The sequence below is a fragment of the uncultured Microbacterium sp. genome, assembly GCF_963528945.1.
In the GTDB taxonomy this organism is placed as follows: Bacteria; Actinomycetota; Actinomycetes; order Actinomycetales; family Microbacteriaceae; genus Microbacterium.
Map to the genome: position 1 here is coordinate 1,371,291 of NZ_CAURWX010000001.1, position 16,276 is coordinate 1,387,566.

The following is a 16,276-nucleotide window of genomic DNA, read 5'->3' on the forward strand; positions in this document are numbered from 1 at the left end:
TCTCCCTCCACGCCGGGTCGGCCTCCGGGTCAGCCGACGGTCACATCGTAGAACAGCGGCCGACCGTAGAGGTCGTACTGCAGTCCTTCGACGCGCTCGCCCACCGCGGTGATCGCCGACGGGCTGTAGAGCGGCACGATCGCGGTGTAGGTCGCGTTCCATTCCTGCAGCTGCGTGTAGATGTCGTCGCGCTGGGTCTGGTCGCTGGTCGCGACCGCGGTCTCGAGCAGGCCGTCGATCGCGGGGTCGGTGACCTGCGAGGCGTTCTGGAATCCGTCGGTGTGCAGGTGCGAGCGCAGGAAGTCGGGGTCGACTCCCGAGAAGCCCCAGTCCGTGAGGTCGAAGGTCTTCGGCTCGTACTGCTCGTTGTAGGCACCGGGCTCGAGGACCTCGCGCTCGACCTCGAAGCCGATCTTCTTCAGGTCGGACTGGATCGCGTTCGCGAGGGCTGCTCGGTCGTCGGGCACGGGAGTCCAGGCGATCCAGCGCACGGAGAGACGCTCACCGTCCTTCATGCGGATGCCGTCGGCGTCGCGCTGGGTCCAGCCGGCCTCGTCGAGCAGGCGGTTCGCCTCGTCGGGGTCGAAGGCCCAGGAGCCCTCCACGTCGGCGTCGTAGCCGGGGGTGGTGGAGCTGAGCACGCTCCACGCGCGGGGGAACTGGCCGAAGAAGATCTCCTCGACGGCGGCGTCGACATCGATGCCGCGCGCGAACGCCTGGCGCACCTTCTCGTCGGCGAACACGCCGTGTTTCTCGTTGAGGTACAGCGAGTACGGAAGCCCCGGGTACTCGATCGAGTCGACCGTGATGCCGTCGCCGAGGTCACCGGCGAGGTTCGGCGGGATGTTGCTCGCGAGGTCTGCTTCGCCGCTCTTCACGACACCGGCGCGCACCGACGCCTCGGGCTGGATCTCGACGCGCAGCGTCTCGACCGAGGGAGCGTCCTCTCCGTGCGGCCCCCACGCGTAGTCGTCGTTGCGCGTGTACACGAGCTCCTGGTCAGGGGTGTACTCGGTCAGCTCGTAGGGACCCGTCCCGACGGTGATCCCGGGGCCGCCGGCCTTGAGCTGGTCGGCCGACTCCTCCAGCACCTTCGGCGAGTAGAAGCCGAGCTGCGGGGTGCTGGCCGCCTGCAGGAACGGGGCGTAAGGCTGGGTGAAGCGCACCGTCACGGTGTGGTCGTCGACGACCTCGGTGCCTGCGTAGAAGTCGGCGCCCATCATGCTGGCCGCCTGCGCCGAGGCGGTCTCGGGGTCGACGATGCGGTCGAAGTTCGCCTTCACGGCGGCGGCGTCGAACGGCTCCCCGTCGGTGAAGGTCACGTCGTCACGGAGCGTGAAGGTGTACGCGGTGCTGTCATCCGACACGGTCCACTCGGTGGCGAGCCAGGGCGAGAACGACCCGTCCTCCTCCTGGAAGACCAGCGAATCGAGCACTGCCCGCTGCACCATGCCCGACACGTCGAGCTGGCTGACCTGCGGATCCATGTGCCCGGCCGAGAGGTTCGCGCCCTCGATCGACCAGACGAGCTCTCCCCCCTCGTCGTCTCCACCGCCGGCGGCGGAGCAGGCGCTGAGCACCAGGGCGGTGGCGGCGAAGAGGGCTGCCGCGGGCAGGAGACGGCGCACGGATGCTGCAGGCATGAGGGTTCCTCGAGACGATCGGGCGGGGTGATCCCAGTCTACGGCGGATTCTTGGACGCAGTCGATCTGCCCGAGCATCCATCGGTCCGACCCGCGCCCGGCCCGCTCGATAGACTGGTCCGCACACCCACACTCAGGCACGCTCACACAGTGCCGTATACATCGCTCGAGGAGACCTCCATGTCCGCGTCAGACACGTCGCAGAACCCGATTCCCGACAAGCCCGCACTCGAAGGCCTCGAAGCGAAGTGGGACGCCGCCTGGGCCGAGCAGGGCACCTACCTGTTCGACCGCCTCCGTGCCGCGCAGGCCGGACGCGAGGGCGTCTACTCGATCGACACCCCGCCGCCCACGGCATCCGGCAGCCTGCACATCGGCCATGTCTTCTCGTACACGCACACCGATGTGAAGGCGCGGTTCGAGCGCATGCGCGGCAAGACCGTCTTCTACCCGATGGGGTGGGACGACAACGGGCTCCCCACCGAACGTCGGGTGCAGAACTACTACGGCGTCCGGTGCGACCCCTCGCTGCCCTACGAGGCCGACTTCACTCCCCCGTTCGAGGGCGGCGACAACAAGTCGAGCCGTGCGGCCGACCAGAAGCCCATCAGCCGCCGCAACTTCATCGAGCTGTGCGAACGCCTCACCATCGAAGACGAGAAGCAGTTCGAGGCGCTGTTCCGCCAGCTCGGACTGAGCGTCGACTGGACCCAGACCTACCGCACGATCTCCGACGACACGATCCGGCAGAGCCAGCTCGCCTTCCTGCGCAACCTCGAGCGCGGCGAGGCCTACCAGGCGCTCGCGCCGACGCTGTGGGACATCGACTTCCGGTCGGCCATCGCGCAGGCCGAGCTCGAGGACCGCGACCAGCAGGCCGCGTACCACACCATCGAGTTCCCCTTCGCCGACGGCTCCGGGTCGATCGCCATCGACACCACCCGTCCCGAACTGCTGCCCGCGTGCATCGCGATCGTCACGCACCCCGAGGGCCCGCACAAGCACCTCATCGGCACCAAGGTGCGCACGCCGTTCTTCGGCGCCGAGATCGAGATCCACGGCCACCACCTCGCGCAGCCCGACAAGGGCACCGGTGCGGCGATGGTCTGCACCTTCGGCGACGTGACCGACATCATCTGGTGGCGCGAGCTGCGCACGGCCGACGGCGAATCGCTGCCGAACATGACGACGATCGGCCTCGACGGCCGCTTCCTGCCGGATGCCCCCGACACGGTCGGCAACGCGGAGGCTCGGGCCTGGTACGCCGAAGAGGTCGCCGGCAAGACCGTGTTCAGCGCTCGCAAGGCGATCGTCGAGAAGCTGCAGGAGACGGGCGACATGACCGCCGTCGGCAAGCCGTTCTCGCACGCCGTGAAGTTCTTCGAGAAGGGCGACCGGCCGCTCGAGATCGTGTCGACGCGGCAGTGGTACATCCGCAACGGCGCCCGCGACGGCGAGCTGCGCGACCAGCTCCTCTCCCACGGCACCGAGCTCAAGTGGCACCCCGACTTCATGCGCGTGCGCTACGAGAACTGGGTCGGCGGCCTCACCGGCGACTGGCTGGTCTCGCGTCAGCGGTTCTTCGGCGTGCCGATCCCGCTCTGGTACGGCCTCGACGAGAACGGCGAGCGCGACTACGACCGCGTCATCGTGCCCGACGCCGCATCGCTGCCGATCGACCCGACGACCGACGTGCCCCCGGGGTACACCGAGGAGCAGCGCGGAGCGGCCGGCGGATTCGACGCGGAGGCGGACATCTTCGACACGTGGGCGACCTCGTCGCTCACCCCGCAGCTCGCGGGCGGTTGGCAGCGCGACGAGGAGCTGTGGAACCTCACGGCCCCGTTCGACCTGCGCCCCCAGGGGCAGGACATCATCCGCACCTGGCTGTTCTCCACCATGCTGCGCTCGGTGCTCGAAGACGGCCGCTCGCCGTGGCGCAACGCCGCGATCAGTGGCTTCATCGTGGATCCCGACCGCAAGAAGATGTCGAAGTCGAAGGGCAACGTCGTCACGCCGGCCGACATCCTCGACACGCACGGGTCGGATGCCGTGCGCTACTGGTCGGCGTCGAGCCGCCTCGGGGCGGACGCCGCGTTCGATCCGCAGAACCCGACCCAGGTCAAGATCGGCCGGCGTCTCGCGATCAAGGTGCTCAATGCCGCGAAGTTCGTGCTGTCGTTCCCCGTGCCCGAGGGCGCAGAGGTGACGCACGCGCTGGACGCGTCCATGCTCACCGCGCTCGACGGCGTCGTGGCCGAGGCCACCCGGGCGTTCGAGAACTACGATCAGGCCCGCGCACTGGAGGTGACCGAGGCGTTCTTCTGGACGTTCTGCGACGACTACCTCGAGCTCGTCAAGGAGCGCGCCTACAACCAGAACGATGTGGGACAGGCATCCGCGGCCCTGGCGCTGCGCCTCGCCCTGTCGACCCTGCTCCGTCTGCTCGCGCCGGTGCTGTCGTTCGCGACCGAGGAGGCGTGGTCGTGGTTCGAGGAGGGCTCGATCCACACGGCCGTCTGGCCGGAGCCGCGCGGCATCGACGGCGACACCGCTGTGCTCGCCGCCGCCAGCGAGGCGCTCATCGGCATCCGCCGCGCGAAGACCGAGGCGAAGGCCTCGCAGAAGACGCCGGTGAGCCGTGCCGAGATCGTGGCGCCCGCGGCGAAGCTCGACGCGTTGCGTGCCGCCGCCGACGATCTGCGCGCTGTCGGTCGCATCGCCGACCTGTCGTTCGTCGAGGGCGAGCAGTTCGCGGTCTCCGCGATCGAGCTCGCTCCGGTGGAGGCATCGTGATGCAGCTGGGCACGCGCTGGGCGACCGGGACCGAGGCTCCGGCGTCGGTCCCCGCCGCCCTCCGCCCGGCGATCGCCGAGGTGGAGGGGCGCGGGCTCAGCGGTCACTGGACCCTCACCTGGCTCGAGGGGCGCGCGATCGCCGAGCTCGACGCCGGGTGGGAGGTCCTTCAGACCCGCACGGGTGAGGTCGTCGCCCGGCCCTTCGAGGACTGACACCGAGAACGCAGGAGGCCCCGGCATCGTCGATGTCGGGGCCTCCTGCGTGTGGGATGACTCAGGCGCTCTTGCGCTTGCGCTCCATGACGATGGTCGGCGGGGCCCCCTCGTCGACGGCGGCGCGGGTGACGATGACCTTCGCGACGTCTTCGGCCGACGGGATCTCGAACATGATCGGGCCGAGCACGTCTTCGAGGATCGCCCGGAGCCCGCGGGCGCCGGTCTTGCGCTCGACCGCGAGGTCGGCGATCGAACGCAGCGCGTCGTCGTCGAACTCCAGTTCCACGCCGTCGAGCTGGAACATGCGCTGATACTGCTTCACCAGGGCGTTGCGCGGCCCGGTGAGGATGTCGATGAGCGCCTCCTGGTCGAGCGGCGACACCGAGGCGATCACGGGCAGACGACCGATGAACTCCGGGATGAGACCGAACTTGTGCAGGTCGTCCGGCAGCACCTCGCTGAAGAGGTCGATGTCCTTGCCCTTGTCGTGCAACGGCGCACCGAACCCGATGCCGTGCTTGCCGACCCGGGCCGACACGATGTCTTCGAGCCCGGCGAACGCGCCGGCCACGATGAACAGCACGTTTGTCGTGTCGATCTGCAGGAACTCCTGGTGCGGATGCTTGCGGCCGCCCTGCGGCGGGACCGAGGCGACCGTGCCCTCGAGGATCTTGAGCAGCGCCTGCTGCACGCCCTCCCCCGACACGTCGCGGGTGATCGACGGGTTCTCGGCCTTGCGAGCGACCTTGTCGATCTCGTCGATGTAGATGATGCCCTGCTCGGCGCGCTTGACGTCGTAGTCGGCGGCCTGGATGAGCTTGAGCAGGATGTTCTCGACGTCTTCGCCCACGTAGCCGGCCTCGGTGAGCGCGGTGGCATCGGCCACGGCGAACGGCACGTTGAGCCGCTTGGCGAGGGTCTGCGCGAGGTAGGTCTTGCCGCAACCGGTCGGACCGATGAGCATGATGTTGCTCTTCGCGATCTCGATCTCGTCCGCCTTCTGCTCGGCGGGCTGCAGCGTGCCGTGGGCGCGGACACGCTTGTAGTGGTTGTAGACCGCGACGGCGAGGGCCTTCTTCGCGGGCTCCTGTCCGACGACGTACTCCTCGAGGAAGGAGAAGATCTCGCGGGGCTTGGGCAGGTGGAACTCCGCGACGCCCTCGGCGGAGGACTCGGCCATCCGCTCCTCGATGATCTCGTTGCAGAGCTCGACGCACTCGTCGCAGATGTATACGCCGGGGCCGGCGATGAGCTGCTGCACCTGCTTCTGGCTCTTTCCGCAGAACGAGCACTTGAACAGGTCAGCGCTTTCACCGATACGGGCCATGCGCGTCCTCCTAGTGGGGGGATCAGAGATCGTCCTCCGAGCCTAACCTCTGCATCCGACAGGGGGACGCATTGGCGGCCGTCCGTGTCACGCCGAACGGCAGAAGGGCCGGCCCGCGCAGGGCGCCGGGCCGGCCCCTCGGGCGGATGCGGAGATCAGACCATGCTCTTGGTGTGCCAGACGGTCTTGACCTCGGTGAACGCCGCGATGCGCTCCGGCGAGGCCACGACGGCCCCGGGGGGCAGCACCCGCTTCAGCGTGTCGGCGGCGGCGATCTGCAGGTCGACCCAGTCGAGCGCACCGGCACCCGCCAGGTCGAGGGCGTTCACGTCCTGGTGTGACGCGAGCCACGGAGCGATCTCGGCCGGCGACCCCGTGAGCACGTTCACCACGCCGCCGGGGACGTCGCTCGTGGCGAGCACCTCGGCGAGACTGATGGCCGACAGCGGGTACCGCTCGCTCGCCACGACCACGACCGCGTTGCCCGCGACGAGCGCGGGGGCGACGACCGAGACCAGCCCCAGCAGCGACGAGTCCTGCGGCGCGATGATCGCGACCACGCCCGTCGGCTCGGGCACCGTGATGTTGAAGTACGGCCCCGCCACGGGGTTGGCGTTGCCGGCGACCTGTGCGTACTTGTCGCACCAGCCCGCGTACCAGACCCACAGGTCGATCGCCTCGTCGACCTGGGCGGCAGCGGCCCGGTCGGAGACGCCCTCCTGCGCCATGATCTCGTCGATGAACTGCGCACGGCGTCCTTCGAGCACCTCCGCGACGCGGTAGAGCACCTGCCCGCGGTTGTACGCGGTCGCACCCGACCACCCCTTCACCGCGGCGCGCGCGGCGACGACGGCATCCCTGGCATCCTTGCGCGACGCCTTCGCGGCGTTCGCGAGGAACCCGCCCTTCGTCGACACCACCTCGTAGGTGCGGCCGGACTCGCTCCGCGGGAACGCTCCGCCGATGGCGAGCTTGTAGGTCTTCGGCACGGTCAGACGCTTGCTCATGCTGACGCTCCCTTCAGGTAGGCGGTGAGACCCTGGCGGCCGCCCTCACGGCCGTATCCGGACTCCTTGTAGCCGCCGAAAGGGCTCGACGGGTCGAAGCGGTTGAAGGTGTTCGCCCACACCACTCCAGCGCGCAGCCGGTCGGCAACGGCGAGGATGCGCGACCCCTTGTCGGACCAGATGCCCGCCGAGAGGCCGTAGGGGGTGTTGTTGGCCTTGGCGATCGCCTCGGCCGGCGTGCGGAAGGTCAGGACCGACAGCACCGGACCGAACACCTCGTCGCGGGCGATCCGGTGCGAGGCCTCGACGCCGGTGAAGATGGTCGGCGCGAACCAGAATCCCTTCTCCGGGATGGCGCACTCCGCGGTCCACCGCTCGGCCCCCTCGGCCTCGCCGATGTCGCTGAGCTCGCGGATGCGGGCCAGCTGCGCCGCCGAGTTGATGGCGCCGATGTCGGTGTTCTTGTCGAGCGGGTCACCGAGGCGGAGCGTCGAGAGCCGCACCTTCAGCCGATCGATGACCTCGTCGTGGATCGACTCCTGCACGAGCAGCCGGCTGCCGGCGCAGCACACGTGCCCCTGGTTGAAGAAGATGCCGTTCACGATGCCCTCGACGGCCTGGTCGATGGGTGCGTCGTCGAACACGATGTTCGCGGCCTTGCCGCCGAGTTCGAGCGTCACCTTCTTGTCGGTCCCGGCGACCGCTCGTGCGATGTCGCGGCCCACGCCGGTCGAGCCGGTGAAGGCCACCTTGTCGACGTCGGGGTGGCGGACGAGCGCGGCGCCGGTCGCGCCGGCACCGGTGACGATGTTGACGACACCCGCCGGCAGATCGGCCTGCTGCAGGATCTCCGCGAAGATCAGCGCCGTGAGCGGCGTCGTCTCGGCAGGCTTCAGCACCACGGTGTTACCCGCGGCGAGGGCCGGGGCGACCTTCCACGCCAGCATGAGCAGCGGGAAGTTCCACGGGATGACCTGACCCGCGACCCCGAGCGACTGCGGGTTCGCGCCGAGGCCCGCGTGGTCGAGCTTGTCGGCCCACCCCGCGTAGTAGAAGAACCAGGCGGCGACCAGCGGCACGTCGACGTCGCGACTCTCCTTGATCGGCTTGCCGTTGTCGAGGCTCTCGGCGACCGCGAGCTCACGGGCGCGCTCCTGCACGAGGCGCGCGATGCGGAAGAGGTACTTCCCGCGGTCGCGGCCGCTCATGCGCGACCAGGTCTTCTCGTAGGCCCGTCGCGCTGCGGCGACGGCACGGTCGACGTCCGCGTCCGAGGCGGTCGCGATCTCGGCGATGCGCTGCTCGGTCGCCGGGGAGATGGTGGTGAAGCCGTCGCCCGAGCCGTCGACGAACTGACCGTCGATGAACAGGCCGTAGCTGTCCTTGAGGTTCAGCAGCGCCGTGGACTCCGGCGCGGGAGCGTATTCCAGAAATGACATGTGCGTTTCCCGTCAGTCGATCGTGACGTAGTCGGAGCCGGAGTAGTGGCCGGTGGTGAGCTTCTGCCGCTGCAGGAGCACGTCGTTGAGCAGGCTCGAGGCGCCGAAGCGGAACAGGTGCGGCTGCAGCCACTCCTCCCCCACGGTCTCGGCGACGGTCACGAGGTACTTGATCGCGTCCTTCGACGAGCGGATGCCGCCGGCGGGCTTCACGCCGATGCGCTGCCCGGTACCGCGGTGCCAGTCCCGGACCGTCTCGAGCATGAGCAGCGTGGTCGGCAGGGTCGCCGCGGGCTGCACCTTCCCGGTCGATGTCTTGATGAAGTCGCCGCCCGCCAGGATGCCGAGCCACGACGCGCGCTTGATGTTGTCGTAGGTGTTGAGTTCGCCGGTCTCGAGGATCACCTTGAGTGAGGCGTACGTCCCGTCTTCGCGGCGGCACGCCTCCTTGACCTGAGCGATCTGATCGAAGACGAGGCCGTACCGTCCGGACAGGAAGGCCCCGCGGTCGATGACCATGTCGATCTCGTCGGCGCCCGCGGCGACCGCCTCCGCCGTGTCGGCGAGCTTGATCGCGAGCGACGAACGACCGCTGGGGAAGGCCGTCGCGACTGCGGCGACCGAGATCAGCCCATCGTCGGGGTCACCGTGCTGGGCGCCCAGCGCGTCGACGGCATCCGCGACCATGTCGCCGTAGACGCAGACGGCGGCGACCTTTGGGGTGCTCGGGTCGGCGGCATCCGGATTCTTCGCCTTCGCGACGAGGGAGCGCACCTTGCCAGGCGTGTCCGCGCCCTCGAGGGTCGTCAGGTCGATGAGGCGGATGATCGTGTCGAGGGCCCATGCCTTCGACGTGGTCTTGATCGAGCGCGTGCCCAGGCCGGCGGCGCGCTGCTCCAGCCCGACGGCATCGACGCCCGGCAGTCCGTGCAGGAAGCGGCGGAGCGTCGCGTCGTCGGGGTCTCCGCCGAGCACGTCCACCGCCGTCCGGCGTGCGAGTTCCTTGGTCGTCATCGTTCCTCCAACAATGCTCGTGCTGTGGTCTCATCGGTCACCACGACCCCGCAGAGGCCGTTGGCCACCACGGTGCGGGCGACGTCGTGCTTGGCGGCGCCGGCGGTGACGAAGATCGCGCGCGGGGCGCCGCGCAGACGGTCGAGGTCGACCCCGACCGTGCGCTCGTCGAGCTGCGCGTCGACGATGTTCCCCTCGGCGTCGACGTAGCGGCCGAGCACATCGCCGACCGCGCCGCGGCGGGCGAGCTCCTCGACGTCGGCGGCGCTCAGATAGCCGTTCTCGACGTGCGCGGACGTGGCGTCGCAGGGGCCGGCGGTGAACAGGAACGCCTGCGCATCGGCCGCCTGCTCCAGGACGGCCGCGACGGTGCGGTCGGCCTCGATGGCACGCTTCGTCTCGACGCGTTCGAGGATCGCGGGGCTCGGCAGGAGAGACACCTGGCCGTTGCCTCGCTGCGCGATGGTCACCGCGAGACCGGCAGCGCCTCCGGAACGCCGGTTCAGGCTCACGCCTCCGTTGAGCTGCACCACCGACACGCCGTGCGCCCAGTCCACGGGGAGGGCCTCGGCGACCGCGCGCAGCGTGCGGCCCCAGCTCACACCGAGGGTTCTCGGCACCGGTCGGAGCGCGGCGAGAAGGTCGGCGGCGGCCTGCGCCACGCGCTCGAGAGTGCCGTCGTCGCCGTCCGGTGAGGGCACCACGACGGCGTCGGAGAGGCCGAAGCGCTCGACGAGCTCTCGCTCGAGCCCGAGGCGTCTGGCGCGCGGGTGAACGATCTCGATGCGCACGATGCCGCGTTCGCGGGCCTGGGTCAGCAGACGACCGACCTTCCAGCGCGAGATCTTGAGGAGGCCGCCGATCTCGTCCTGCGTCTTGTCCTCGTCGTAGTACAGCTCGGCGACCCGGACCATCAACAGTTCGTCTTCCACGGCATCCTCCTCTCCTCCCCCAGGGTACGTCGCCAGCCGCTTCGGTGCACGCGCGTGCTCATATGAGCAGATTCTCGGACGGCCACGCACATCTGGTGGAGACGACGACGGGGCGCCGGTCCGCAGACCGACGCCCCGTTCGTGCCGAAGACTCAGGCGCGCTTGCGCGTGGTGAGCACCTGATCGACAATGCCGTACTCGAGAGCCTGGTTGGCCGAGAGGATGTTGTCGCGATCGATGTCGCGGTTCACCTCTTCGACCGACTTCTTCGTGTGACCGGCGAGGGTCTCCTCGAGCCAGGTGCGCATGCGGAGGATCTCCGCCGCCTGGATCTCGATGTCCGATGCCTGACCGTGGCCGGCCTCGCCCATCGCGGGCTGGTGGATCAGCACGCGGGCGTTCGGCAGCGCCAGGCGCTTTCCGGGTGCACCGGCCGCCAGCAGCACCGCCGCAGCGGAAGCCGCCTGGCCGAGCACGACGGTCTGGATCTGCGGCGCGACGTACTGCATCGTGTCGTAGATCGCCGTCATCGCGGTGAACGATCCACCGGGCGAGTTGATGTACATGGTGATGTCGCGCTCGGAGTCCTGGCTCTCGAGCACCAGCAGCTGCGCCATGACGTCATCGGCCGATGCGTCGTCGACCTGCACGCCGAGGAAGATGACCCGGTCCTCGAAGAGCTTGTTGTACGGGTCCTGGCGCTTGAAGCCGTAGGCCGTGCGCTCTTCGAACTGCGGGAGCACGTAGCGGCTGGAGGGCAGGTTTCCGGCGGACTGGAACGTGGGTGTGTACATGCGTTGTCTCCTCGAATCCGTCACTCGGCGCCCGTGCCGCCGCCACCGGTCACGTCGGTGGCGTGCTCGCGGATGTGGTCGACGAAGCCGTACTCGAGCGCCTCCTCGGCGGTGAACCAGCGGTCGCGGTCGCCGTCGGCGTTGATCTGCTCGACGCTCTTGCCCGTCTGACCGGCGGTGATCTCGGCGAGACGGCTCTTCATCGACAGGATCAGCTGAGCCTGCGTCTGGATGTCGCTCGCGGTTCCGCCGAAGCCGCCGTGCGGCTGGTGGAGCAGCACACGCGCGTTCGGGGTGATGTAGCGCTTGCCCTTGGTGCCGCTCGTGAGGAGCAGCTGACCCATCGAGGCGGCCATGCCGATGCCGACGGTCACGATGTCGTTCGGAACGAACTGCATCGTGTCGTAGATCGCCATGCCCGCGGTGATCGATCCACCGGGCGAGTTGATGTAGAGGTAGATGTCCTTTTCCGAGTCCTCTGCGGCGAGAAGAAGGATCTTCGCGCAGATCTCGTTGGCGTTCTCGTCACGCACCTCCGAGCCCAGCCAGATGATGCGATCTCTGAGCAGCCTGTCGAAGACGCTCGTCGCGACAAGGGGTTCTGCAGCCATGTCAGCTCCTGTTTCCGTGTTTCGGTGATTCGAATCTACCGGCGCGGACGGAGCCCTCCGCCCGTGTTCGCCGTCGGCATATCAGGTGTCGCGGTCGGCGATCTCGAGCGCGTAGGCGGTCATCGAGCGGTGATACCGCGGCAGGTGCGGCACGAGGGCGAGGAGCGCCACCGACAGGCCGGCGGCCGGGCGGCCGGAGCTGGCCAGCACGAGCGCTCGAACGGTGGCCAGCGCATCTCCGTAGCGACCGTCCGGCGCACGGTCCTGCTCGTCGTCCAGCACTTCGAGCGCCGCCGAATACTCTCCGAGGTTGCGGAGCGAGCTCGCCAGCTGCACGACGCACTGCGGACGATGCTCCTCGTCGAGTCCGAGCGCGAGCGCCCGTCGGTACAGTGCGACCGCCTCGGCCGGGAGCCCGGCGGAGTCGCGGGCCCCGGCACGCTCGAACTCCGCCCGCCCGTCGTCCACCCCTCGCTCGGCCGCGAGGGCGTCGATGCGCGCGATGGTCTCGGCACCGACCTCCTCGCCGGACGCCTGCGCCCAGACCTCATCGACCCGTTCGTCCCAGCTCTTCATCCCTCGTCCTCCGGTCGGTACGGAAAGGGGCGGATGCCGTAGCATCCGCCCCTCTCGATCATGCGGTGACCGCGGTGATCACTCGACGCGATCACTCAGCCGTGTCGGCCGCCTTCTTGGCCGGAGCCTTCTTGGCGGCGGGCTTCTTCGCCGCCGGCTTCTTGGCGGCGGGCTTCTCGTCGGCAGCCTTCTCGTCGGCATCCGCCTTCTCGGCGTCGTCCTTCTTGGCCGCAGCCTTCTTGGCGGGAGCCTTCTTCGCCGCCGGCTTCTTGGCGGGCTTCTCCTCGGCGGCAGCCTCGGAGTCCGTGCCCTGCTCGTCCTCGTCGTCGGTCACGACGAAGTCGGACAGATCGACGGCCTTGCCGTTGGTGTCGACGACCTTCACCTTGCCCAGCGCGATCGCGAGCGCCTTGTTGCGCGCGACCTCGCCGACGAGAGCCGGGAGCTGGTTCGACGACTGCAGCGCCTCGACGAACTCCTGCGGAGCCATCCCGTACTGGGCGGCCGACTGGATGAGGTACTGGCTCAGCTCCTCCTGCGACACCTGCACGTCGGCCTGCTCGGCGATCGTATCGAGCAGCACCTGCGTGCGGAACTGCTTCTCGCTCGCCTCGGTCACCTCGGCGCGGTGCACCTCGTCCTCGAGACGGCCCTCGCCCTCGAGGTGGTTGTGCACCTCGTCCTCGATGAGCTGCGGCGGCACGGGGATCTCGATCTGCTCCAGCAGCGTCTCGACCAGCTTGTCGCGCGCGGCGGAACCCTGCGTGAAGACACCCTGCTGGGCGACGCGCTCGGCGAGGCTGGCGCGCAGCTCGGCGATGGTGTCGAACTCGCTGGCGATCTGCGCGAAGTCGTCGTCCGCCTCGGGCAGCTCGCGCTCCTTGACGGCCTTGACCGACACCGAGACCTCGGCCTCGGAACCGGCGTGGTCGCCGCCGACGAGCTTCGAACGGAACGTGGTGTCCTCGCCGGCCGTCAGCGACTCGATGGCGTCGTCGATGCCCTCGAGCAGCTCGCCCGAGCCGACCTCGTAGGAGACGCCCTCGGCGCGGTCGATCTCCGCACCGTCGATCGTGGCGACGAGGTCGAGCTCGACGAAGTCGCCCTTGGCGGCGGGACGGTCGACCGGCACCAGGGTGCCGAAGCGGGCCCGCATGTTCTCGAGCTCGGCGTCGAGCGCCGCGTCGTCGGCCTCGACCGCGTCGACGGTCACGGTGATGCCGTCGTACGAGGGGAGCTCGATCTCGGGGCGCACGTCGACCTCGACGTCGACCAGCAGGTCGCCCGAGAAGTCCTTCTCGTTCGGCCACTGGGTGATCTCGGCCGCCGGACGGCCGACGATGCGCAGCTTGTGCTCGACCGTCGCGTCGCGGAAGAACTTGTCCAGACCCTCATTGACGGCGTGCTCGATGACGGCACCGCGGCCGATGCGCTGGTCGATGATCGGCGCAGGCACCTTGCCCTTGCGGAAGCCGGGGATCTGGACGTCCTGCGCGATGTGCTCGTAGGCGTGCGCGATGCTGGGCTTGAGGTCGTCCGGGGTGACCGTGATGCTGAGCTTGACCCGGGTCGGGGTCAGCTTCTCGACGGTGCTGTTCGCCATGCTGGTGTGTTCTCCTTGTGATCTCCGCGGTGCACCCGCGGCTTCGAGACTTCGGGGGCCGTGTCGGGGCGACAGGAGTTGAACCTGCGACCTCCCGCTCCCAAAGCGGGCGCTCTACCAAACTGAGCTACGCCCCGGGGAATCCGCGCGCAGATTCGGCCCCCACGAGTCTAACGGACAGGAGCACACCCGATCGTCCGCTATGATCGATGAGTCCCCACCGGCGCCGTGCGCCCGGGAATTCGGGGCTGTAGCTTAATGGTAAAGCCTTAGTCTTCCAAACTAATGACGCGGGTTCGATTCCCGTCAGCCCCTCTGGAGAAGGCCCTCGTCGAAAGATGGGGGCCTTCGTCGTCTCCTCTCCTAGACTCGGGGAATATCGCACCGACGGCAGGACGAGGGGGAAGCCCGTGAGCGATGCGTTCCGATCCGAGAGTGGCCCGCCCCATCCCGCCGGCCACGGCATCCATCTCCTCCCGCCGCAGTTCGGCGGGGCGGCGCGCGAGGCCTCGCGGCGGCGGCGCCGAGTACCACGCGGACTGATCATCGGTGCGACCGCCGCCGTTGTCATCGGGGGCGCATTCGCCGCCGTGCAGACGAGTGCGAACCTGCGCTTCGACGACACCGCCGCCGCGTACGCCGCGGCACGCGGGGAGGCGCAGAGCGCCCTCTCCGACCTCGAGGCCGCCGACGCCGAACTCGCCGCCACCGCAGCATCCGCCGACGCGCTCCTCGCGGGGAACACCGGCGCGTTGATGGATGCCGTTCCGCTCGACGCGATCGACGCGGCCGTCGCCGACGCGAGCGAGGTGTCGACCACGACCGACGAGATCCTCGGCACCGAGCTGGAAGCCGAGCCGACCAAGCCCGGATGGTTCTGGGAGCTCTTCGCCGGCGCGGACGAGCTCGAGCAGGCCCAGACCGACGCCGAAGACGTCGAGGACGAGGCCGAGGCGCAGGTCACCGTGGTCGAGACGTCGGACGGTCAGCTCTCGGATGCCGGTGTGGCGATCATCAGCGGTGCGTCCGCGGCGGCGGGTGCCTTCGAGACCGCGCACATCTCCGCCCGCAACGATGACGTGATCGCGCTGCGCAATGCCGCGTCTTCGACCGTCGCCCCGACCGCGCTGGACGACGATGCGGTCACCCGCTTCGCCCAGCTGCAGGCGGCGGCCGCCAAGGTCGTGGAGTCCGAGGCGGCGGAACTGGCCGAGAAGGACGGCCCTCTGCGTGCCGCCCGCCTCGAGATCGAGGCATTCGCCCGCTCGCTCGCGCCCGGGGTGCTGCTGGAGTTCGATTGGGCGCCGATCGTGAACGGCTACGGCGACCAGGGCAGCATGGGCGGCTACACAACGTGGTGGTGGGACGAGCCCGACCGCTCGGTCATGCTCCTGTCGAACTCGGTCGCCGAGCAGTGGCCGGCCGACCGCAGCAAGGCGCTGGTGGCGCACGAGGTCGGTCACGCGATCAGCGTGAAGTGCGAGGACATGTACGACTCGTCCACCCAGGACAGCATCGAGAAGTGGGCCACCGCCTGGGCGATCGGGATGGGGTTCAGCGATGACGCCAACGGCGTCTGGGCGTACGGATACCCGCCGCAGAGCTACATCGATGCGGCGTACGGATGCCGTTGATCCCCGGAGACAGACATGAAGAAGCCCCCGGTCTCCCGGGGGCTTCTTCATGTCTGTCTCCGGCGGGGCTCACTGCCCGCGGCGCTCGCGCAGCTGGTTCAGTGCATCCTCGAGCAGCTGAACCGCCTCTTCGTCCGTACGGCGCTCCTTCACGTAGGCGAGATGCGTCTTGTACGGCTCGGCCTTCGCGACCGCCGGCGGGTTCTCCTTGTCGCGGCCGGCCGGGAGGCCGGACTGCGGGTGGTCGATGATCTCCGGGATCTCCTCTTCGGGCAGTCCTGCCGCGAAGTAGCGCACGGTCTCGTTGCCGAGGCCGTCCCAGTACGACACCGCGATGCGGTCGGCGTGGTAGCCGTGGTCCTGCTCGCCCATCGGGCCGGAGCCGACCCGCGTGCCGCGAATGGCGTTTCCACCGGTGGCCATCAGATCACCTCGAACTTCGTGATGAGGCCCAGCGCGACGATCGCGACGAACCAGGCCAGCGCCAGCACCACCGTGAAGCGGTTGAGGTTGCGCTCGGCGAGGCCGGACGAACCGACCGCCGAGGACATGCCTCCGCCGAACATGTCGGAGAGGCCGCCACCGCGACCCTTGTGCAAGAGGATGAGGAGAGTCAGCAGGACGCTGGTGATACCCAGCACGACCTGCAGGACGAACTCGAGAATTGCCACGAGGAAAGAGC

The 16,276-nt window shown here is 69.0% G+C and carries 15 protein-coding genes and 2 tRNA genes; 4 read left to right on the plus strand and 13 right to left on the minus strand.

Features of this window, described 5'->3' with window-relative positions; all coding sequences use genetic code 11:
* Positions 1-29 precede the first annotated feature (29 nt).
* Complete coding sequence (locus RWS82_RS06565; RefSeq protein ID WP_314647956.1) at positions 30-1,643, minus strand: ABC transporter substrate-binding protein; 1,614 nt, start codon at positions 1,641-1,643, stop codon at positions 30-32.
* A gap of 180 nt (positions 1,644-1,823) precedes the next feature.
* On the opposite strand from RWS82_RS06565, the gene valS reads away from it, so the two are divergent.
* Positions 1,824-4,439, plus strand: a complete 2,616-nt coding sequence (gene valS, locus RWS82_RS06570; RefSeq protein ID WP_314647958.1) for a valine--tRNA ligase — start codon at positions 1,824-1,826, stop codon at positions 4,437-4,439.
* Positions 4,439-4,654, plus strand: coding sequence for a hypothetical protein (locus RWS82_RS06575; RefSeq protein ID WP_314647959.1), 216 nt, complete (start codon positions 4,439-4,441; stop codon positions 4,652-4,654). Before valS ends, RWS82_RS06575 begins: the two co-directional genes overlap by 1 nt.
* 61 nt (positions 4,655-4,715) lie before the next feature.
* On the opposite strand, the gene clpX is transcribed toward RWS82_RS06575, so the two are convergent.
* The 10 genes from clpX to RWS82_RS06625 all read right to left on the minus strand — a co-directional run bounded on the left by clpX (position 4,716) and on the right by RWS82_RS06625 (position 14,097).
* On the minus strand, positions 4,716-5,984 hold the full coding sequence (gene clpX, locus RWS82_RS06580) for an ATP-dependent Clp protease ATP-binding subunit ClpX (protein WP_314647960.1): 1,269 nt from the start codon (positions 5,982-5,984) through the stop codon (positions 4,716-4,718).
* A gap of 155 nt (positions 5,985-6,139) precedes the next feature.
* Positions 6,140-6,991: an aldehyde dehydrogenase family protein gene (locus tag RWS82_RS06585; RefSeq protein WP_314647961.1), complete on the minus strand. Its 852-nt coding sequence runs from the start codon at positions 6,989-6,991 to the stop codon at positions 6,140-6,142.
* Positions 6,988-8,430 (minus strand): aldehyde dehydrogenase family protein, encoded by a 1,443-nt coding sequence (locus tag RWS82_RS06590; RefSeq protein ID WP_314647963.1) that lies wholly within the window; start codon positions 8,428-8,430, stop codon positions 6,988-6,990. The genes RWS82_RS06585 and RWS82_RS06590 overlap by 4 nt, the downstream gene beginning before the upstream one ends.
* Before the next feature lie 12 nt (positions 8,431-8,442).
* Entirely contained in the window at positions 8,443-9,444 is a 1,002-nt protein-coding gene (gene deoC / locus RWS82_RS06595) for a deoxyribose-phosphate aldolase (RefSeq protein WP_314647964.1), read from the minus strand.
* Positions 9,441-10,376 (minus strand): sugar-binding domain-containing protein, encoded by a 936-nt coding sequence (locus tag RWS82_RS06600; protein ID WP_314647966.1) that lies wholly within the window; start codon positions 10,374-10,376, stop codon positions 9,441-9,443. The genes deoC and RWS82_RS06600 overlap by 4 nt, the downstream gene beginning before the upstream one ends.
* 152 nt (positions 10,377-10,528) lie before the next feature.
* Complete coding sequence (locus RWS82_RS06605) at positions 10,529-11,170, minus strand: ATP-dependent Clp protease proteolytic subunit (protein ID WP_314647968.1); 642 nt, start codon at positions 11,168-11,170, stop codon at positions 10,529-10,531.
* A 20-nt stretch (positions 11,171-11,190) separates the two neighbouring features.
* On the minus strand, positions 11,191-11,781 hold the full coding sequence (locus RWS82_RS06610) for an ATP-dependent Clp protease proteolytic subunit (protein ID WP_314647969.1): 591 nt from the start codon (positions 11,779-11,781) through the stop codon (positions 11,191-11,193).
* Positions 11,782-11,862: 81 nt separating this feature from the next.
* A complete protein-coding gene (locus tag RWS82_RS06615) occupies positions 11,863-12,357 on the minus strand; it encodes a tetratricopeptide repeat protein (protein ID WP_314647970.1) in 495 nt (164 codons plus the stop codon).
* 91 nt (positions 12,358-12,448) lie between these two features.
* Positions 12,449-13,960, minus strand: coding sequence for a trigger factor (tig, locus tag RWS82_RS06620; protein ID WP_314647971.1), 1,512 nt, complete (start codon positions 13,958-13,960; stop codon positions 12,449-12,451).
* A 63-nt stretch (positions 13,961-14,023) separates the two neighbouring features.
* A tRNA-Pro gene (locus RWS82_RS06625) sits at positions 14,024-14,097 on the minus strand.
* Between the two features lie 107 nt (positions 14,098-14,204).
* Between RWS82_RS06625 and RWS82_RS06630 the strand changes: the two genes are divergently transcribed.
* Positions 14,205-14,275 (plus strand) — tRNA-Gly (locus tag RWS82_RS06630).
* Between the two features lie 95 nt (positions 14,276-14,370).
* Positions 14,371-15,594 (plus strand): hypothetical protein, encoded by a 1,224-nt coding sequence (locus RWS82_RS06635; protein WP_314647972.1) that lies wholly within the window; start codon positions 14,371-14,373, stop codon positions 15,592-15,594.
* A 69-nt stretch (positions 15,595-15,663) separates the two neighbouring features.
* Here RWS82_RS06635 and RWS82_RS06640 read toward each other — a convergent pair whose 3' ends face one another.
* Both RWS82_RS06640 and secG read right to left on the minus strand, forming a co-directional pair.
* Positions 15,664-16,017 carry an RNA polymerase-binding protein RbpA gene (locus RWS82_RS06640; RefSeq protein WP_314647973.1) on the minus strand — a complete coding sequence of 118 codons (354 nt, stop codon included), beginning with the start codon at positions 16,015-16,017 and terminating at the stop codon, positions 15,664-15,666.
* On the minus strand, positions 16,017-16,265 hold the full coding sequence (gene secG, locus RWS82_RS06645) for a preprotein translocase subunit SecG (RefSeq protein WP_247622132.1): 249 nt from the start codon (positions 16,263-16,265) through the stop codon (positions 16,017-16,019). Before secG ends, RWS82_RS06640 begins: the two co-directional genes overlap by 1 nt.
* Between the last annotated feature and the right edge of the window lie 11 nt (positions 16,266-16,276).